The organism is Ruania suaedae, from assembly GCF_021049265.1.
Taxonomy (GTDB): Bacteria; Actinomycetota; Actinomycetes; order Actinomycetales; family Beutenbergiaceae; genus Ruania; species Ruania suaedae.
This window is the reverse complement of sequence record NZ_CP088018.1, coordinates 3,145,830-3,157,693: the sequence shown is the minus strand read 5'-3', so window position 1 is coordinate 3,157,693 and position 11,864 is coordinate 3,145,830. Positions and strand designations below refer to the sequence as shown.

The 11,864-nt window shown below is 71.7% G+C and carries 13 protein-coding genes; 3 read left to right on the top strand and 10 right to left on the bottom strand.

Annotation, left to right across the window (positions count from 1 at the left end; genetic code table 11):
• Nucleotides 1–38: 38 nt before the first annotated feature.
• Genes LQF12_RS14635 through LQF12_RS14625 form a run of 3 tightly spaced genes read right to left on the bottom strand, consistent with a single transcriptional unit; the run spans nucleotide 39 to nucleotide 2,546 of the window.
• Nucleotides 39–740, bottom strand: a complete 702-nt coding sequence (locus LQF12_RS14635; protein ID WP_231053636.1) for a GntR family transcriptional regulator — start codon at nucleotides 738–740, stop codon at nucleotides 39–41.
• The gene (locus LQF12_RS14630) at nucleotides 733–1,584 is read right to left on the bottom strand and encodes a sugar phosphate isomerase/epimerase family protein (RefSeq protein WP_231053635.1); all 852 of its coding nucleotides are present in this window, start codon (nucleotides 1,582–1,584) and stop codon (nucleotides 733–735) included. Before LQF12_RS14630 ends, LQF12_RS14635 begins: the two co-directional genes overlap by 8 nt.
• Complete coding sequence (locus tag LQF12_RS14625) at nucleotides 1,584–2,546, bottom strand: sugar phosphate isomerase/epimerase family protein (protein WP_231053634.1); 963 nt, start codon at nucleotides 2,544–2,546, stop codon at nucleotides 1,584–1,586. Before LQF12_RS14625 ends, LQF12_RS14630 begins: the two co-directional genes overlap by 1 nt.
• Before the next feature lie 211 nt (nucleotides 2,547–2,757).
• On the opposite strand from LQF12_RS14625, the gene LQF12_RS14620 reads away from it, so the two are divergent.
• Nucleotides 2,758–4,209, top strand: coding sequence for an amidase (locus LQF12_RS14620; protein ID WP_231053633.1), 1,452 nt, complete (start codon nucleotides 2,758–2,760; stop codon nucleotides 4,207–4,209).
• A 13-nt stretch (nucleotides 4,210–4,222) separates the two neighbouring features.
• On the opposite strand, the gene LQF12_RS14615 is transcribed toward LQF12_RS14620, so the two are convergent.
• The 4 genes from LQF12_RS14615 to LQF12_RS14600 all read right to left on the bottom strand — a co-directional run bounded on the left by LQF12_RS14615 (nucleotide 4,223) and on the right by LQF12_RS14600 (nucleotide 6,567).
• Complete coding sequence (locus LQF12_RS14615) at nucleotides 4,223–5,020, bottom strand: DUF1206 domain-containing protein (protein ID WP_231053632.1); 798 nt, start codon at nucleotides 5,018–5,020, stop codon at nucleotides 4,223–4,225.
• Nucleotides 5,021–5,125: 105 nt separating this feature from the next.
• Nucleotides 5,126–5,764 carry an LppM family (lipo)protein gene (locus LQF12_RS14610; protein WP_231053631.1) on the bottom strand — a complete coding sequence of 213 codons (639 nt, stop codon included), beginning with the start codon at nucleotides 5,762–5,764 and terminating at the stop codon, nucleotides 5,126–5,128.
• 28 nt (nucleotides 5,765–5,792) lie between these two features.
• The gene (locus LQF12_RS14605; RefSeq protein WP_231053630.1) at nucleotides 5,793–6,251 is read right to left on the bottom strand and encodes an HIT family protein; all 459 of its coding nucleotides are present in this window, start codon (nucleotides 6,249–6,251) and stop codon (nucleotides 5,793–5,795) included.
• A gap of 64 nt (nucleotides 6,252–6,315) precedes the next feature.
• On the bottom strand, nucleotides 6,316–6,567 hold the full coding sequence (locus tag LQF12_RS14600; RefSeq protein WP_231053629.1) for an antitoxin: 252 nt from the start codon (nucleotides 6,565–6,567) through the stop codon (nucleotides 6,316–6,318).
• Between the two features lie 180 nt (nucleotides 6,568–6,747).
• On the opposite strand from LQF12_RS14600, the gene clpB reads away from it, so the two are divergent.
• The gene (clpB, locus tag LQF12_RS14595) at nucleotides 6,748–9,345 is read left to right on the top strand and encodes an ATP-dependent chaperone ClpB (protein WP_231053628.1); all 2,598 of its coding nucleotides are present in this window, start codon (nucleotides 6,748–6,750) and stop codon (nucleotides 9,343–9,345) included.
• A 56-nt stretch (nucleotides 9,346–9,401) separates the two neighbouring features.
• Here clpB and LQF12_RS14590 read toward each other — a convergent pair whose 3' ends face one another.
• From LQF12_RS14590 to LQF12_RS14580, 3 genes are read right to left on the bottom strand one after another with little or no spacing between them, the layout of a single operon-like run.
• Entirely contained in the window at nucleotides 9,402–10,205 is an 804-nt protein-coding gene (locus LQF12_RS14590) for a septum formation family protein (RefSeq protein ID WP_231053627.1), read from the bottom strand.
• 52 nt (nucleotides 10,206–10,257) lie between these two features.
• A complete protein-coding gene (locus LQF12_RS14585; protein WP_231053626.1) occupies nucleotides 10,258–10,977 on the bottom strand; it encodes a septum formation family protein in 720 nt (239 codons plus the stop codon).
• Nucleotides 10,974–11,579 (bottom strand): DUF4190 domain-containing protein, encoded by a 606-nt coding sequence (locus tag LQF12_RS14580; protein ID WP_231053625.1) that lies wholly within the window; start codon nucleotides 11,577–11,579, stop codon nucleotides 10,974–10,976. The genes LQF12_RS14585 and LQF12_RS14580 overlap by 4 nt, the downstream gene beginning before the upstream one ends.
• Between LQF12_RS14580 and LQF12_RS14575 the strand changes: the two genes are divergently transcribed.
• The gene (locus LQF12_RS14575) at nucleotides 11,578–11,862 is read left to right on the top strand and encodes a hypothetical protein (RefSeq protein WP_231053624.1); all 285 of its coding nucleotides are present in this window, start codon (nucleotides 11,578–11,580) and stop codon (nucleotides 11,860–11,862) included. The genes LQF12_RS14580 and LQF12_RS14575 overlap by 2 nt on opposite strands.
• Nucleotides 11,863–11,864: the final 2 nt, after the last annotated feature.

Here is an 11,864-nt window from a genome sequence, read left to right as displayed (position 1 = left end):
GGGGCTCCTCCTCGTCGAGGGTGTCCGGGGTGAGGTGACTAGCTGGGTGAGCTGGACGTCGGCGTCGGCACGTTCATGAAGCCGAAGCTGGCGTTGAGAAAGGCGATGTTCTCGGCGCGGACGCGCTCGAGATGTGCTTCGTGGACCGAGCGCGCGGCCTCCCCGTCGCCGGCGACGAGCGCCTCGTGCATCGCGCGGTGCTCCCGCGCGGAGATGATCGCGCCCTCAGGGCGGATGTTCAGCGACAGGAACCTCACGCGATGAATCACGGTCTCGACCCGCTCCAGCATCGAGTCGAGGAGGGGGTTGCCCCCGAGGGTGCGCAGGAGGTGATGGAACTCCTCGTCTCCGGCCACCCATTCCTGCTGGTCTCCGGTCTGCGCTGCGCTCTCCATGCGAGCGATGGCTCGGTCGAGTGCGTCTCCCTGTTCCGGGCTGACGTGGGCGGCGAGCTTGCGCACGAGCATGCCCTCGAGGGCCATGGCGATCTCGTAGGCCTGCTCGACGGCGTCGACCGTGAGCGGGCGCACCCAGGCGGCACGGTTGTCCTCCATGTCGACCAGGCCGTCGGCTTTCAGCCGTTGCAGGGCCGTGCGCACCGGTGTGCGTGAGATGCCGAGGTCGGTCGCCAGCCGGACGCTCGTCAGCCGCTCGCCGGGCGTATAGCGGCCGCGGAGGATCTCCTCGCGCAACTGCAGGTAGCAGCGCTCGGTCACCGAGGTGTCGATCGGCTCAGCCACGAGCGACCACCTCCCGCGGGGCCAGGCGCGGATCGGCGGACGCGGCCTGTGCGGACCGCCGGCGCCAGTGCGTCTCGGTGGCGACGGTGGCCTCGTGCGTGCCTTCCCACGGTGACCACTGCTCCAGCACGACCGTCAGGTGGTCGTCATTGCCGTGCGGGGAGTTCTCGGCGACGGCGTCCAGCACGCCTGCGATGTCCGTGGCCCCCTCGCCCAGCGGGGTCCCGAGGATCGAGGCGCCGACGCCGTTGGCGCCTGGCTCGATCCGGTAGTCCTTGAGATGCACGCACCGTGCGTAGGGTGCGAGCGCCGTGATCGTCTCGCGCGGCCATTCATGGCACACGATCGAGTTCGCGACGTCGAGCGTGACTCCGACCGCGGGTGAGTCGATCCGGTGGAGGGCCTCGACCATGCGTCGGCTGGGCGTCAGGAAGTGGTTCTCGATCGCGAGCACGATGCCGGCCTCCTCGAAGTCCGGTGCGCAGGCGGCCAAGGCGGCCACGGCCGAGTCCTCGTCGGGCACGTCCGGACCGTGCATCACCACCCGCACGAGGTCGCAGCCGAGCGCTTGGGCGATGCGCAGCTGATCCCGTAGGCGCGGGACCGTGGCGCCGCTGGAGCCGGATTGCAGCCGCACGCCCAGGGCGTCGGCGCTCGCGCGCAGCCCGACCAGGTCGGCTTCGGTGGCGGTGTCGACGGCCTCGATGTCGGCGAGTTGGAGCACCTCACAGCCCAGCGTCGCGGTCTCCTCGAGTACGGCCTCCAGCGCGCTGAGCGGTGCCGGATCGGCCGAGTTGATGCCCAGCTGCCAGCGGAAGGCGTAGCTACCCATCCCCAGTCGCATCAGTCCACCAGTGCCGTGATGAGGTGAGCGGTCGCCTGCGCCGGGTCGGCGTTGTCGATGAGGTCCTGCAAGGTGTCGCGACCCAGGCGCTCGACGAGCTTCTCGAGAGCATCCATGGATCGCAGGGTGGCGTCGAAGGCCTCGGCGGGGTCGCCGTGCTTGGTGAAGACGTCGTAGGCCAGCCAGCCGTCCCAGCCCATCTTGTCGAGATAGAACAGGGTCTCGACCATCTCCCACAGGTTCACCGCGCCGGGCACGATGTCCCAGTCCCATCCCCGGTTGTTGTCGTTGAAGTGGACGTAGAACAGCCGGCCGGCATCGTGTGCCATGGCGGCGCTCATCGCGGGTGTCTCCTGGGCGATCAGCGCATGGCCGACGTCCATGGTCACCCCGACGTTGTCGAGCCCGATCCTGTCGCACAGGTGGAGGGTGGTGCCGATGTCCGGCACCACGATCCGCGTGCGGGACTCGAACGCCTTGTACTCGATGCTGACGCGCACATCCTCGCGGTGGGAGGCGCCGGCCCGCAGACCCTCGATGAGCCAGGACCACTGCTTGGCATAGTCCACCTGGAAGCTGTAGTCCCATCCGTCCATCAACGGGCACACCGTCACCATGGACGCGCCCAGCTCGGCAGCGAGGTCCATCGCGGAGGTCAGCCACTGCACGGCTTCGCGACGGGTGTCGGCGTCCGGGTTGGTGAACGAGCCGTAGCGCCAGCGGGGGTCGCTCTTGATGTTGAGGTTGACGGCGGAGACCTCGAGCCCGGAGGTCGCGACGAGCTCTCGCGCCCGTTCGATGTCCCCCAAGTCGGCGGGGTAGACCAGCTCCACGCCCTGGGCGCCGGGTAACGCTGCCGCCTGCTGCATCCGGCGCTCCAGCGGCACCGCCGGCTGGAACTCCGTGAAGCGGTCTGCGTAGCGGTCGAGAATGCCGACCATGATCGAGTGCCGAAGCCTCATCGCTTTTGTATCCCTTTCTGGATCCACTTTGGAATCCACTCAGCGTAGGTGGGCTTCGCGAGCGCGTCAACAGGTCGGGAGGCGGAGTGCAGGTTCTGCGCTCGCGGGTAGTCGGGCCGCGGTCTCCGCGACCGACCCAGGTTCCCGGCAACGACCGATCGCCCAGTCGCGGTCCGTACCAGGAAGGTAGGTCGGCGCATAGGCTCGTGCCATGGCCGACCTGCACGATCTGACCGCCCGTGAACTCGCCGCCGCGATCCGGGACCGCCGGACCTCGCCATCCGAGGTGCTCGCCCACACCGAAGCGCGCGCCGATGCCCTGAGCGAGCGGATCGGCGCCTTCGTGACTCGCAGCCCCGAACTCGCCCGGGCCCAGGCCGACGACGCAACCTGCCTGCTCGAGGAGTCCTCGCCCGAGCAGCTGGCCGCTACCCGCCCCCTGCTGGGCGTCCCGCTGCCCATCAAGGACCTCACCATGGTGGCCGGGGTGCCGATGCGTGCCGGCAGCGCGGCCCTGGAGGGTTTCGTCCCACAGGTCGACGACGGCGTCGTGACGAGGTTCCGCGAGGCCGGCAGCGTGATGGTGGGCAAGACCAACACCCCCGAGATCGGGCTGCCCTGCTACACCGAGCCCGACATCGCACCGCCGGCGCGCACCCCCTGGGACCTGACCCGCTCAGCGGGTGGCTCCTCCGGTGGTGCCGCCGCGGCCGTGGCGGCAGGCATTGTGCCGATCGCGCACGGCAGCGACGGCGGCGGCTCGATCCGCATCCCCGCCAGCACCTGCGGCCTCGTGGGCCTCAAGGCCAGCCGTGGTCGCGTCTCCAACGGCCCGCACGGGGTGGACGGTCCGGCGCTGGCGACCCAGGGCGTGCTCACCCGGGACGTGCGCGACACTGCCCTGGCGCTGGACGTGCTCAGCCGCCCGTGGCCGGGCGACTCCGCGCTGCTGCCCGGCCCGCAGACCACCTTCCTCGACGCCTGCGACCGCCGGGAGCAGGGCCTCCGGGTGGGCGTCCTGACCACGCCACTGATCACGCCTGGCGCGCCGGTCCATCCGGAGGCGAGAGCCGCCGTCGAGAAGACTGCCCGGGCGCTGGAGGCGCTCGGCCACCACGTCACCGAGGCGCCGGTCCCGTTCGAGGCCGAGGAGTGGCTGCCGTTCCTGGACGTCTGGTCGGTGATGGCGGCCAGTGCTCCCGTGCCGGAGGGGGCCGAGGGGGTGCTGGTGCCGCTGACGCGCTGGATGCGTGAGCGCGGCCGGGGCGTGAGTGGGCTGGCGTACGCGAACGCGATCAGCGCCGGGCAGCGGCTGACCCGCAAGACCGCCGCGGCCTGGTCCGAGCTCGACGTGATCTGCATGCCCACCCTCGCGCAGCCGCCCGCGCCGATCGGCTCCATCCGCGACGACGCCGATCCCGAGGGCGACTTCTGGGCGCAGTGCGCCTACACGCCCTGGACCAGCACCTGGAACATCCTCGGCTGGCCGGCGATGTCACTGCCGCTGCACCAGGCCGCGGCCGAGGGCTCCGACGGCGGCCCCCAGGTCCCGTTCGGGGTCGCCCTGGGAGCGGGGTTGGGTGGCGAGGAGCGGCTGCTCTCGCTGGCGGCCGCGCTCGAGGAGGCACTGCCCTGGGCTGACCGGCGCCCGCCGGTGTGGTGAAGCTGCTCGGGCGTCAGTCCATCCGCGCGTAACGAGCGCGGGCGAAGCTGTAGACGCCGTAGAGGATCAGCCCGATCGCGACTGCCAGCAGCAGTGCCGTGCCGAACGGCTGCTCGGCGAGCGTCTTCAGGGCGCCGTCCAGGCCGGTGGCCTCGTCCGGATCCGACTGCCAGGCTGCGACGCCGAACAGTCCGCCGACGATGATCAGCGCGATGCCCTTGGCGATATAGCCGGCGCGGCCGGCCCCGGTGATGCCCCGCCCGAGAGTGCCGTGACCAGAGGCGCGTAGGTCCTTGAGGAAGCCGCGGGTCCACCCCTTGTGCACGTGGTAGATCCCGACACCGATCACGACCGCCCCCACCACCGCCACCAGGATCGGCCCGAAGGGCAGCTGCATCAGCCGGCCGGTCATGCTCGTGCTGCTCTGACCGCCCGAACCGCCCGAACCGGTGGCGTACTGCAGGGCCGAGACGCCCAGCGCCCCGTAGAGCACCCCCTTGCCCGCGGCCTTGACCTTGTCGCCGGCGCCACCGCCACCGACGGCCGCCGTCAGGAACTGGAACAACGCCAGCGCCAGGAAGCCGATCGTGCAGATCCACAACAGGATCGCCCCGCCGGGGGCCGAGCCCAGCGCCTGCAGCGCGCCGCTGCTGTCGGCCTCGCCACCGCCGCCGAGCGCGATGCGCACGGCCAGGGCGCCCACCATCAGGTGAACCAGTCCGGAGGCGACGAAACCGGCCCGGGCGACGCGTTCGAACCAGGGGTTGTCGGCCGCCTCGCGAGCGGCGCGTTCAGGGCGGTGATGTGTCATGGGCTCAGAGTGACAGATGCGGCGGGCGGGTGCGCGAACTAGGCGTCGCGGAGTGCCTCCCGGGGAAGTTCAGAGGTAGGACTGGTGGCCGGTGAGCAGAGCGACTCAGGTCCGCGAGCGGCGCTGTCGCCACGACATCAGCGCGAACCCCACCCCTCCCAGCAGGATCAGTCCCGCCGAGACGGGGATCCAGGGGAACGGCGTGCTCGCTCCCGGGGTCGGGCCGGTGGCGCGCAGGGCGGGGTCATCGGCATCGAGCTGCCACGTCACCGTCGAACCCTCGAGGTCGCCGTCGTGGCGGGTGACCCCCTCAGGAAAGGTGAGCGCCAGGTCGGCCGACCACCCCTCGCTGCCCTCGGCCTCGGCCAGGCCGGCCAGGTCGGCGACCACCGTGAACTCCTGATCGTCGCCGGAGATGCGCAGCGCCCCGCTCGTGGCTGCCTCGAGCCGCTCCACCGGGGTATCGGCCAGCGAGAGAGTGATCCCGAGGTGGTCCTCGGTCTCGAACCGCTCTCCGCTGACCCCCTGATCGGGGTTGGCCGCCAGATCGGACTCGATCCCGGCCACGATGGCCTCCAGGTCCTCGCCGTTGTCCTGCGCCCACTGCCGGGCGACGGCGACCGTCACCTCGCCCGAGACGCTCGCCCCGTCCGGGGCGAGGGTGAGTGCCCCGTCCACCCGGAAGCAGCCGGCCAGTCCGGCCATGCACAGCAGCAGGACGAGGGCGCGCAGGAGGTGCTTCACCCGATCGAGTCTGCCACCTGCCGGCCCGTCAGGGTGCAGACCGCTCCTCGGCCAACGCGGCGCGGATGCGCTCGGCCGTCCGCTCCGCCTCCGCCTCATCGGCGTAGCGGGTGCGGGGCCAGAAGAAGCCGCGCAGCCCGTCGCCCTTCGTGCGGGGGACCACGTGCAGGTGCAGGTGCGGGACGGACTGGCTCACCACGTTGTTGATCGCCACGAAGGTGCCTTCGGCGCCGAGCCCCCGGGGCAGTGCCGCCGCGAGCCGCCGGCCGGTCTCCCAGAACTCAGCCGACAGGCGGGCGGGCAGGTCCACCAGCGTGGGCACGTGCTCGCGCGGAACCAGCAGCGTGTGGCCCGCGAACACCGGGCGGACGTCGAGGAAGGCGACCACGTGCTCGGTGGTGAGCACGAGGCGTGCCGGATCGGTGCCCGCGGCGATCCGGCAGAAGAGGCACTCGGCGCTGCCGGCGTGGCCTCCGGGCTCACTCATCGCCGGGACCGGCGGCCCGCAGGGCCGGCAGGCCTGCCCGGCAGCGAGCCTGCGGGGGACGGGCTCATCGCCGGTGGTCGCCTGACCCGGGCTGCTCGGCGGGGGGAGGGTCCTCCAACGTGGAGGACTCGCGGCCGCCCTGCTCCTCGCCGACCTTGTCGTCGAGGAACTCGCGGCCCTTCTCGACCTTGTCGGCGTGCTTGCCGCCGGTCTTGTCGTTGACGAAGCGTGCGGCGCGGTTCAGGGCGTCGTCGGTCTTCTGCTCGTCGCCCAGCGCGTGCTGCGCCTTCCTCTTCAGCTCGTCGAAACCCGGCATGCGGATCTCCTCCTCGTCTCGCCGCTTGCGGCCTCCGGTCGGATGCCTCGAGCCCAGTGTGACCCAGGCTTGCGCTGGCTGCAGCGAGAATCGCACGTCACTGTGCCAGGGGGTTGAGTGGAATAGACTCAACTCTGGCATGGTTGTCGAGAGCAGACACGGACAGCACACGGAGGGTCGATGGACACCAAGCTCACCACCAAGTCCCAGGAAGCGGTCTCGGCCGCCGTCCGAGCAGCCACGAGCGCCGGTCATGCCCAGCTCGAACCGGCGCATCTACTGGGTGCCCTGCTGCAGCAGACGGACGGGGTCGCCGTCGCGCTGCTCGGTGCCGTCGGCGCCGACCTGGGCCATCTGGGTCAGCAGACCCAGGGCATCCTGGCGGCCATGCCCGCCGCGGCCGGCTCCTCGGTGAGCCAGCCTCGCATGTCGCGCGCCATGCTGACGGTGACCGACGCCGCCGGCGACGAGTCCAAGGCTTTGGGTGACGAGTACGTCTCCACCGAGCACCTCCTGCTCGGCCTCGCCAAGGACGCCGGTGCCGTCGGTGAGGCGCTGCGCGGGGCGGGGGCCTCGCGCGATCAGCTGCTCGCCGCGCTGCCCCAGGTGCGCGGGAGCGGGCGGGTCACCTCCGCCGACCCGGAGGGGACGTTCCAGGCGCTGGAGAAGTACGGCGTGGACCTCACTGCCGCCGCACGCGAGGGCAGGATCGACCCGATCATCGGGCGCGACTCCGAGATCCGCCGGGTGGTGCAGGTGCTCTCGCGTCGCACGAAGAACAACCCGGTGCTGATCGGCGAGCCCGGTGTCGGCAAGACCGCCGTGGTGGAGGGGCTGGCCCAGCGCATCGTCGACGGCGACGTGCCCGACTCGCTGCGGGACAAGCGACTGATCTCCCTCGACCTGGCCGCGATGGTGGCCGGGGCGAAGTACCGGGGCGAGTTCGAGGAGCGCCTCAAGGCCGTGCTGGACGAGATCAAGAGCTCCGACGGCGAGGTCGTCACCTTCATCGACGAGCTGCACACCGTCGTCGGGGCGGGCGCCTCCGAGGGTTCGATGGACGCCGGCAACATGCTCAAGCCGATGCTGGCGCGCGGGGAGCTGCGCATGGTCGGGGCCACCACGCTGGATGAGTTCCGCGAGCACGTGGAGACCGATCCGGCGCTGGAGCGCCGGTTCCAGCAGGTCTTCGTCGGCGAGCCCTCGGTGGAGGACACCGTGGCCATCCTGCGGGGTATCGCACCCAAGTACGAGGCCCACCACCAGGTGACCATCGCCGACGGTGCGCTCGTGGCCGCCGCGCAGCTGTCCGACCGCTACATCCCCGGCCGCCAGCTGCCGGACAAGGCGATCGACCTGATCGACGAGGCAGCCTCCCGGCTGCGGATGGAGCTGGACTCCTCCCCGGTGGAGATCGACGAGCTACGGCGCGCCGTGGACCGGCTGAAGATGGAGGAGTCCTACCTCTCGGACTCAGCCGACGAGGCCTCCCGTGAGCGGCTGGAGAAGTTGCGCGCCGACCTGGCCGACCGCTCCGAGGAGCTCGCAGGGTTGAACGCGCGCTGGGAGTCGGAGAAGGCCGGCCACAACCGGGTGGGTGACCTCAAGGCCCAGCTCGACGCGATGCGCACCGATGCCGAACGTGCCCAGCGCGAGGGCGACCTCGAGCGGGCCTCGCGCCTGCTCTACGGAGAGATTCCCGCCGTCGAGCAGCAGATCGCCGAGGCAGAGGCCGCCGAGCGTGACGCGGCCACGAGCGCGACGGTGCCGATGATCGCCGACCATGTCGGCGTCGAGGAGATCGCCGAGGTGGTGGGCGCGTGGACCGGTATCCCCACCGGCCGGTTGCTTGAGGGGGAGACGCAGAAGTTGCTGCACATGGAGGACGTGCTCGGCGAGCGCCTGATCGGCCAGCGCGACGCCGTGCGGGCAGTCTCCGATGCCGTGCGCCGTTCCCGTGCCGGGATCTCCGACCCGGACCGGCCCACTGGATCCTTCCTGTTCCTCGGGCCCACCGGCGTCGGCAAGACCGAGCTGGCGAAGTCCCTGGCCGACTTCCTCTTCGACGATGAGCGCGCGATCGTGCGCATCGACATGAGCGAGTACGGCGAGAAGCACTCGGTGGCGCGGCTGGTCGGGGCTCCTCCCGGCTATGTCGGCTACGAAGCAGGCGGCCAGCTGACCGAGGCCGTGCGCCGGCGTCCGTACTCGGTGGTCCTGCTCGACGAGGTGGAGAAGGCGCACCCGGAGGTCTTCGACGTGCTGCTGCAGGTACTCGACGACGGCCGGCTCACCGACGGTCAGGGCCGGACCGTGGACTTCCGCAACACGATTCTGGTGCTGACGTCGAACCTCGGTTCCCAGTTCCTCGTGGACGCCTCGCTCGGGAGCGAGGCCAAGCGCGAGCAGGTGCTGGCCGCCGTGCGGGCCTCGTTCAAGCCGGAGTTCCTCAACCGGCTCGACGAGATCGTCGTCTTCGACGCGCTCAGCCTGGACGAGCTCGGGAGCATCGTGGACCTGCAGCTGGAGCGGATGGCCGAGCGCCTGGCCGACCGGCGCCTCGGTCTGGAGGTCACCCCCGCCGCCCGGGAGTGGCTGGCGCTGGAGGGGTACGACCCGGCCTACGGGGCGCGGCCGCTGCGGCGGCTGGTCCAGCGTGAGATCGGCGACCGGCTCGCACGAATGCTGCTGGCGGGGGAGATCCTCGACGGCGGCTCCGTCACGGTGGACCGCCCGGCCTCGCTGACCGACCAGGGCCTGGTGCTGACGGCGTCCTGACGAGCCGCCGCGCTCCCGACACCGGCCCCGGCGCTCGTGCGTCGGGGCCGGGAGTGTCAGGAGATCGTGACGTCGTCGCCGGCGACGACGCTGCCGGTGAACGTGTAGCCGTCGTCGGCCACGATCAGGCAGGTGAACTTGCGATCCCCGGCGTCCCAGGTCTCCTGCGAGGGGTAGAGGGAGTGGTAGCCGATGTTGGTGGTGTCCAGGCCCGCCGGTAGCGCCGTGTCGATCCCGGCGAGGCAGAACTCGTCCGCTGCGGTGCCGAAGACGTCCTCACCCGGGAAGTCCGGGTAGTCGGCCTCCTCGACCAGCTCTTCGGCGTAGACCTCCAGACCGTGCGGGTCCTGGCACGGCAGTGCCTGCAGCAGGTTGTCGCCGGGATAGAGGTACTCCAGCGACTCCAGGCAGTGCCCGGGCAGCAGGTCGAGGTCCTCGATCTCCTCGGGGCCGTCGATGGGTGCCGCCGTCTGCCCTGCGGTGGGTTGCTCCTCCTCGCCGGTGAGCAGGCGTAGCGCGAGGAAGCCGCCGACGGCGACCACCAGGACGAGCACGACGATCCCGACGATTAGCGGCGCACGGTTCTTCGGCGGGGGAGCGCCGAACTGCTGGCCGTACGGGGCGCCGTAGCCCGGCGGGCCGTAGCCTGCCTGCGCCGGCTGACCGTAGTAGCCCGGCTGCTGACCGTAGGAGGGAGCCGGTTGCTGGGGTTGCTGCCCGTATCCGGATTGCGGACCGTACCCGGGGTGACCGTGCCCGGGCTGTCCGTAACCGGGCTGCGCTCCATGCCCGGGCTGCTGCTGCGCCCCGGGGCCCGGGGGTGGGCCGGGCTGCTGATTGGGGTCCCACGGTGCGCTCATGCTGCTGACTCTAGAAGTCGGGCTCGGCCCGCCGCTACTGTCGCGGCCTGCCTCAGCGCGTCGGCGTGATCGTCACGCCCAGGTCGTCGGTGAAGCTGCCGCTCAGCCGGTGCCCCGAGTCCGCCCCCACGATGCAGGTCAGCGTGCGCTCGCCCGCCTCCCAGGTCGCCGGCGAGGGTGAGATGGTGCGGTAGACGATGGAGGCCATGTCCACCTCATCGGGCAGACCGGTGAGGAGGGCGTCGCGGCAGAACTCCTCGCCGCGGGCCATCACGTCCTCCTCGCCGGGGTACTCCTCGTCGCTGAGCCGCTCCTGGGCGAAGACCTCGAACCGGTGGGGTGCGGAGCACTCCACCCGGGTGATCTCCTCGGCGCCGAGCTCGTAGTCCTCGAGGCAGAGCCCGACGGTGAGATCGGTCTCGGAGACGGTGTCGCTCTCCTCGGCCGGCCCCGTGGCGGCGGCCGGGGTCGCCGCCGGCTCCGGTGCCGGGGTGGACGGTGGAGCGCCGGCCGTCGTCGGGGCGGGGTCTGCGGGGGAGAGGTGGCGCAGGCCCAGGACGAGGACCGTGGCGAGCAAGGCGAGGCCGCTGAGCACGGCGACGACCGCCGGGACGGTACCCGTGGATCGTCGCTGGCGGTGGGTGGGGCCCACGTCCGCCGACCCGGCTCGCCGACGGGGTCCCGCCCACGAGCCGGCGTGCCTGCCCTGCGGCGGCGGCAGGCCCTCCGAGAGGGGCCGGTCGCCGTCCGACTCGTGGCCGTGGTCGCTCATCCTGCGAGCAGGTCGCCCTCGAACGGCCCGGTGCTGCCACGGGCCAGGCACACCACACTGGTGGAGCCCTGCTCCCAGGCCTGCGGGGTCGGCGCCAGGTACCAGGTGGTGACGGGAGTGCCGGTGCTCTCCAGGGCGCTCACGTCCGGCTCGCACGCGGCGAGCGCCTGGTCGGCGACGGCCTGCGCCCCGGGGAAGACGCCGTCGAGCTCGTGGCTGGAGATTGCCTGGGCGATGTGGGCCTGGTCGCACGGCACGAGGCGGACCTCCCCCACCTGCTCGCCGGGGGGCAGGAACTCGACGCAGTTGCCCACCGCCACGTTCGAGGCGCCCACGGTGCGGGCCGACTCCACATCGCCGGCCTGCGGTCGTTCGGTGAGCCGGTCGATCGTGCCGTTGCCGGCCAGGACCACGACGGTGAGCACCCATGCCAGCGTGACCAGGGCGCCGAGGCCGATGCCCGTCCAGGCCAGGGCAGGGCTGCGACGCCGGTTGCGGCGGATCCGCCGGTGGGCGAGTGCACCCAGGACGATGGCCACCGGGCCCAGCACCGCGGTCGCCACGGAGGCCACGGCAGCCGGTTCGAGCCGGGCGCGCTGCATGACCGGGAAGGTGAACTGGCCGTACGAGTCCTGGTCGGTGGCGGGCGCAGCGGGCCGCGAGCCGTACATGCTCCGGCCGGGCGGCCCGGCCGCCGTCGTCGGGGGCGGCGCGGGGACCGGGACCTCCGGCGGGCCTGATGAACCCGACGGAGCGCCCCAGGTGGTCGGCGCGGCCCACGACTGGGGGTCCGGCTGGGGCGGTGTGCCCGGCGCCGGTGGCTGGTCACCGGGGTGCGTCATGGCCACGACGATAGCCGGGATCGGGCCCGATCTTGACATGTGACC

What these genes read in the sequence shown, in the direction of transcription:
- LQF12_RS14630 (WP_231053635.1), bottom strand. Translation starts at nt 1,584, where the DNA reads ATGCGACTGGGGATGGGTAGCTACGCCTTCCGCTGGCAGCTGGGCATC.
- LQF12_RS14625 (WP_231053634.1), bottom strand. Translation starts at nt 2,546, where the DNA reads ATGAGGCTTCGGCACTCGATCATGGTCGGCATTCTCGACCGCTACGCA.
- LQF12_RS14620 (WP_231053633.1), top strand. Translation starts at nt 2,758, where the DNA reads ATGGCCGACCTGCACGATCTGACCGCCCGTGAACTCGCCGCCGCGATC.
- LQF12_RS14615 (WP_231053632.1), bottom strand. Translation starts at nt 5,020, where the DNA reads ATGACACATCACCGCCCTGAACGCGCCGCTCGCGAGGCGGCCGACAAC.
- LQF12_RS14605 (WP_231053630.1), bottom strand. Translation starts at nt 6,251, where the DNA reads ATGAGTGAGCCCGGAGGCCACGCCGGCAGCGCCGAGTGCCTCTTCTGC.
- LQF12_RS14600 (WP_231053629.1), bottom strand. Translation starts at nt 6,567, where the DNA reads ATGCCGGGTTTCGACGAGCTGAAGAGGAAGGCGCAGCACGCGCTGGGC.
- clpB (WP_231053628.1), top strand. Translation starts at nt 6,748, where the DNA reads ATGGACACCAAGCTCACCACCAAGTCCCAGGAAGCGGTCTCGGCCGCC.
- LQF12_RS14590 (WP_231053627.1), bottom strand. Translation starts at nt 10,205, where the DNA reads ATGAGCGCACCGTGGGACCCCAATCAGCAGCCCGGCCCACCCCCGGGC.
- LQF12_RS14585 (WP_231053626.1), bottom strand. Translation starts at nt 10,977, where the DNA reads ATGAGCGACCACGGCCACGAGTCGGACGGCGACCGGCCCCTCTCGGAG.
- LQF12_RS14575 (WP_231053624.1), top strand. Translation starts at nt 11,578, where the DNA reads ATGACCGGGAAGGTGAACTGGCCGTACGAGTCCTGGTCGGTGGCGGGC.
- LQF12_RS14580 (WP_231053625.1), bottom strand. Translation starts at nt 11,579, where the DNA reads ATGCAGCGCGCCCGGCTCGAACCGGCTGCCGTGGCCTCCGTGGCGACC.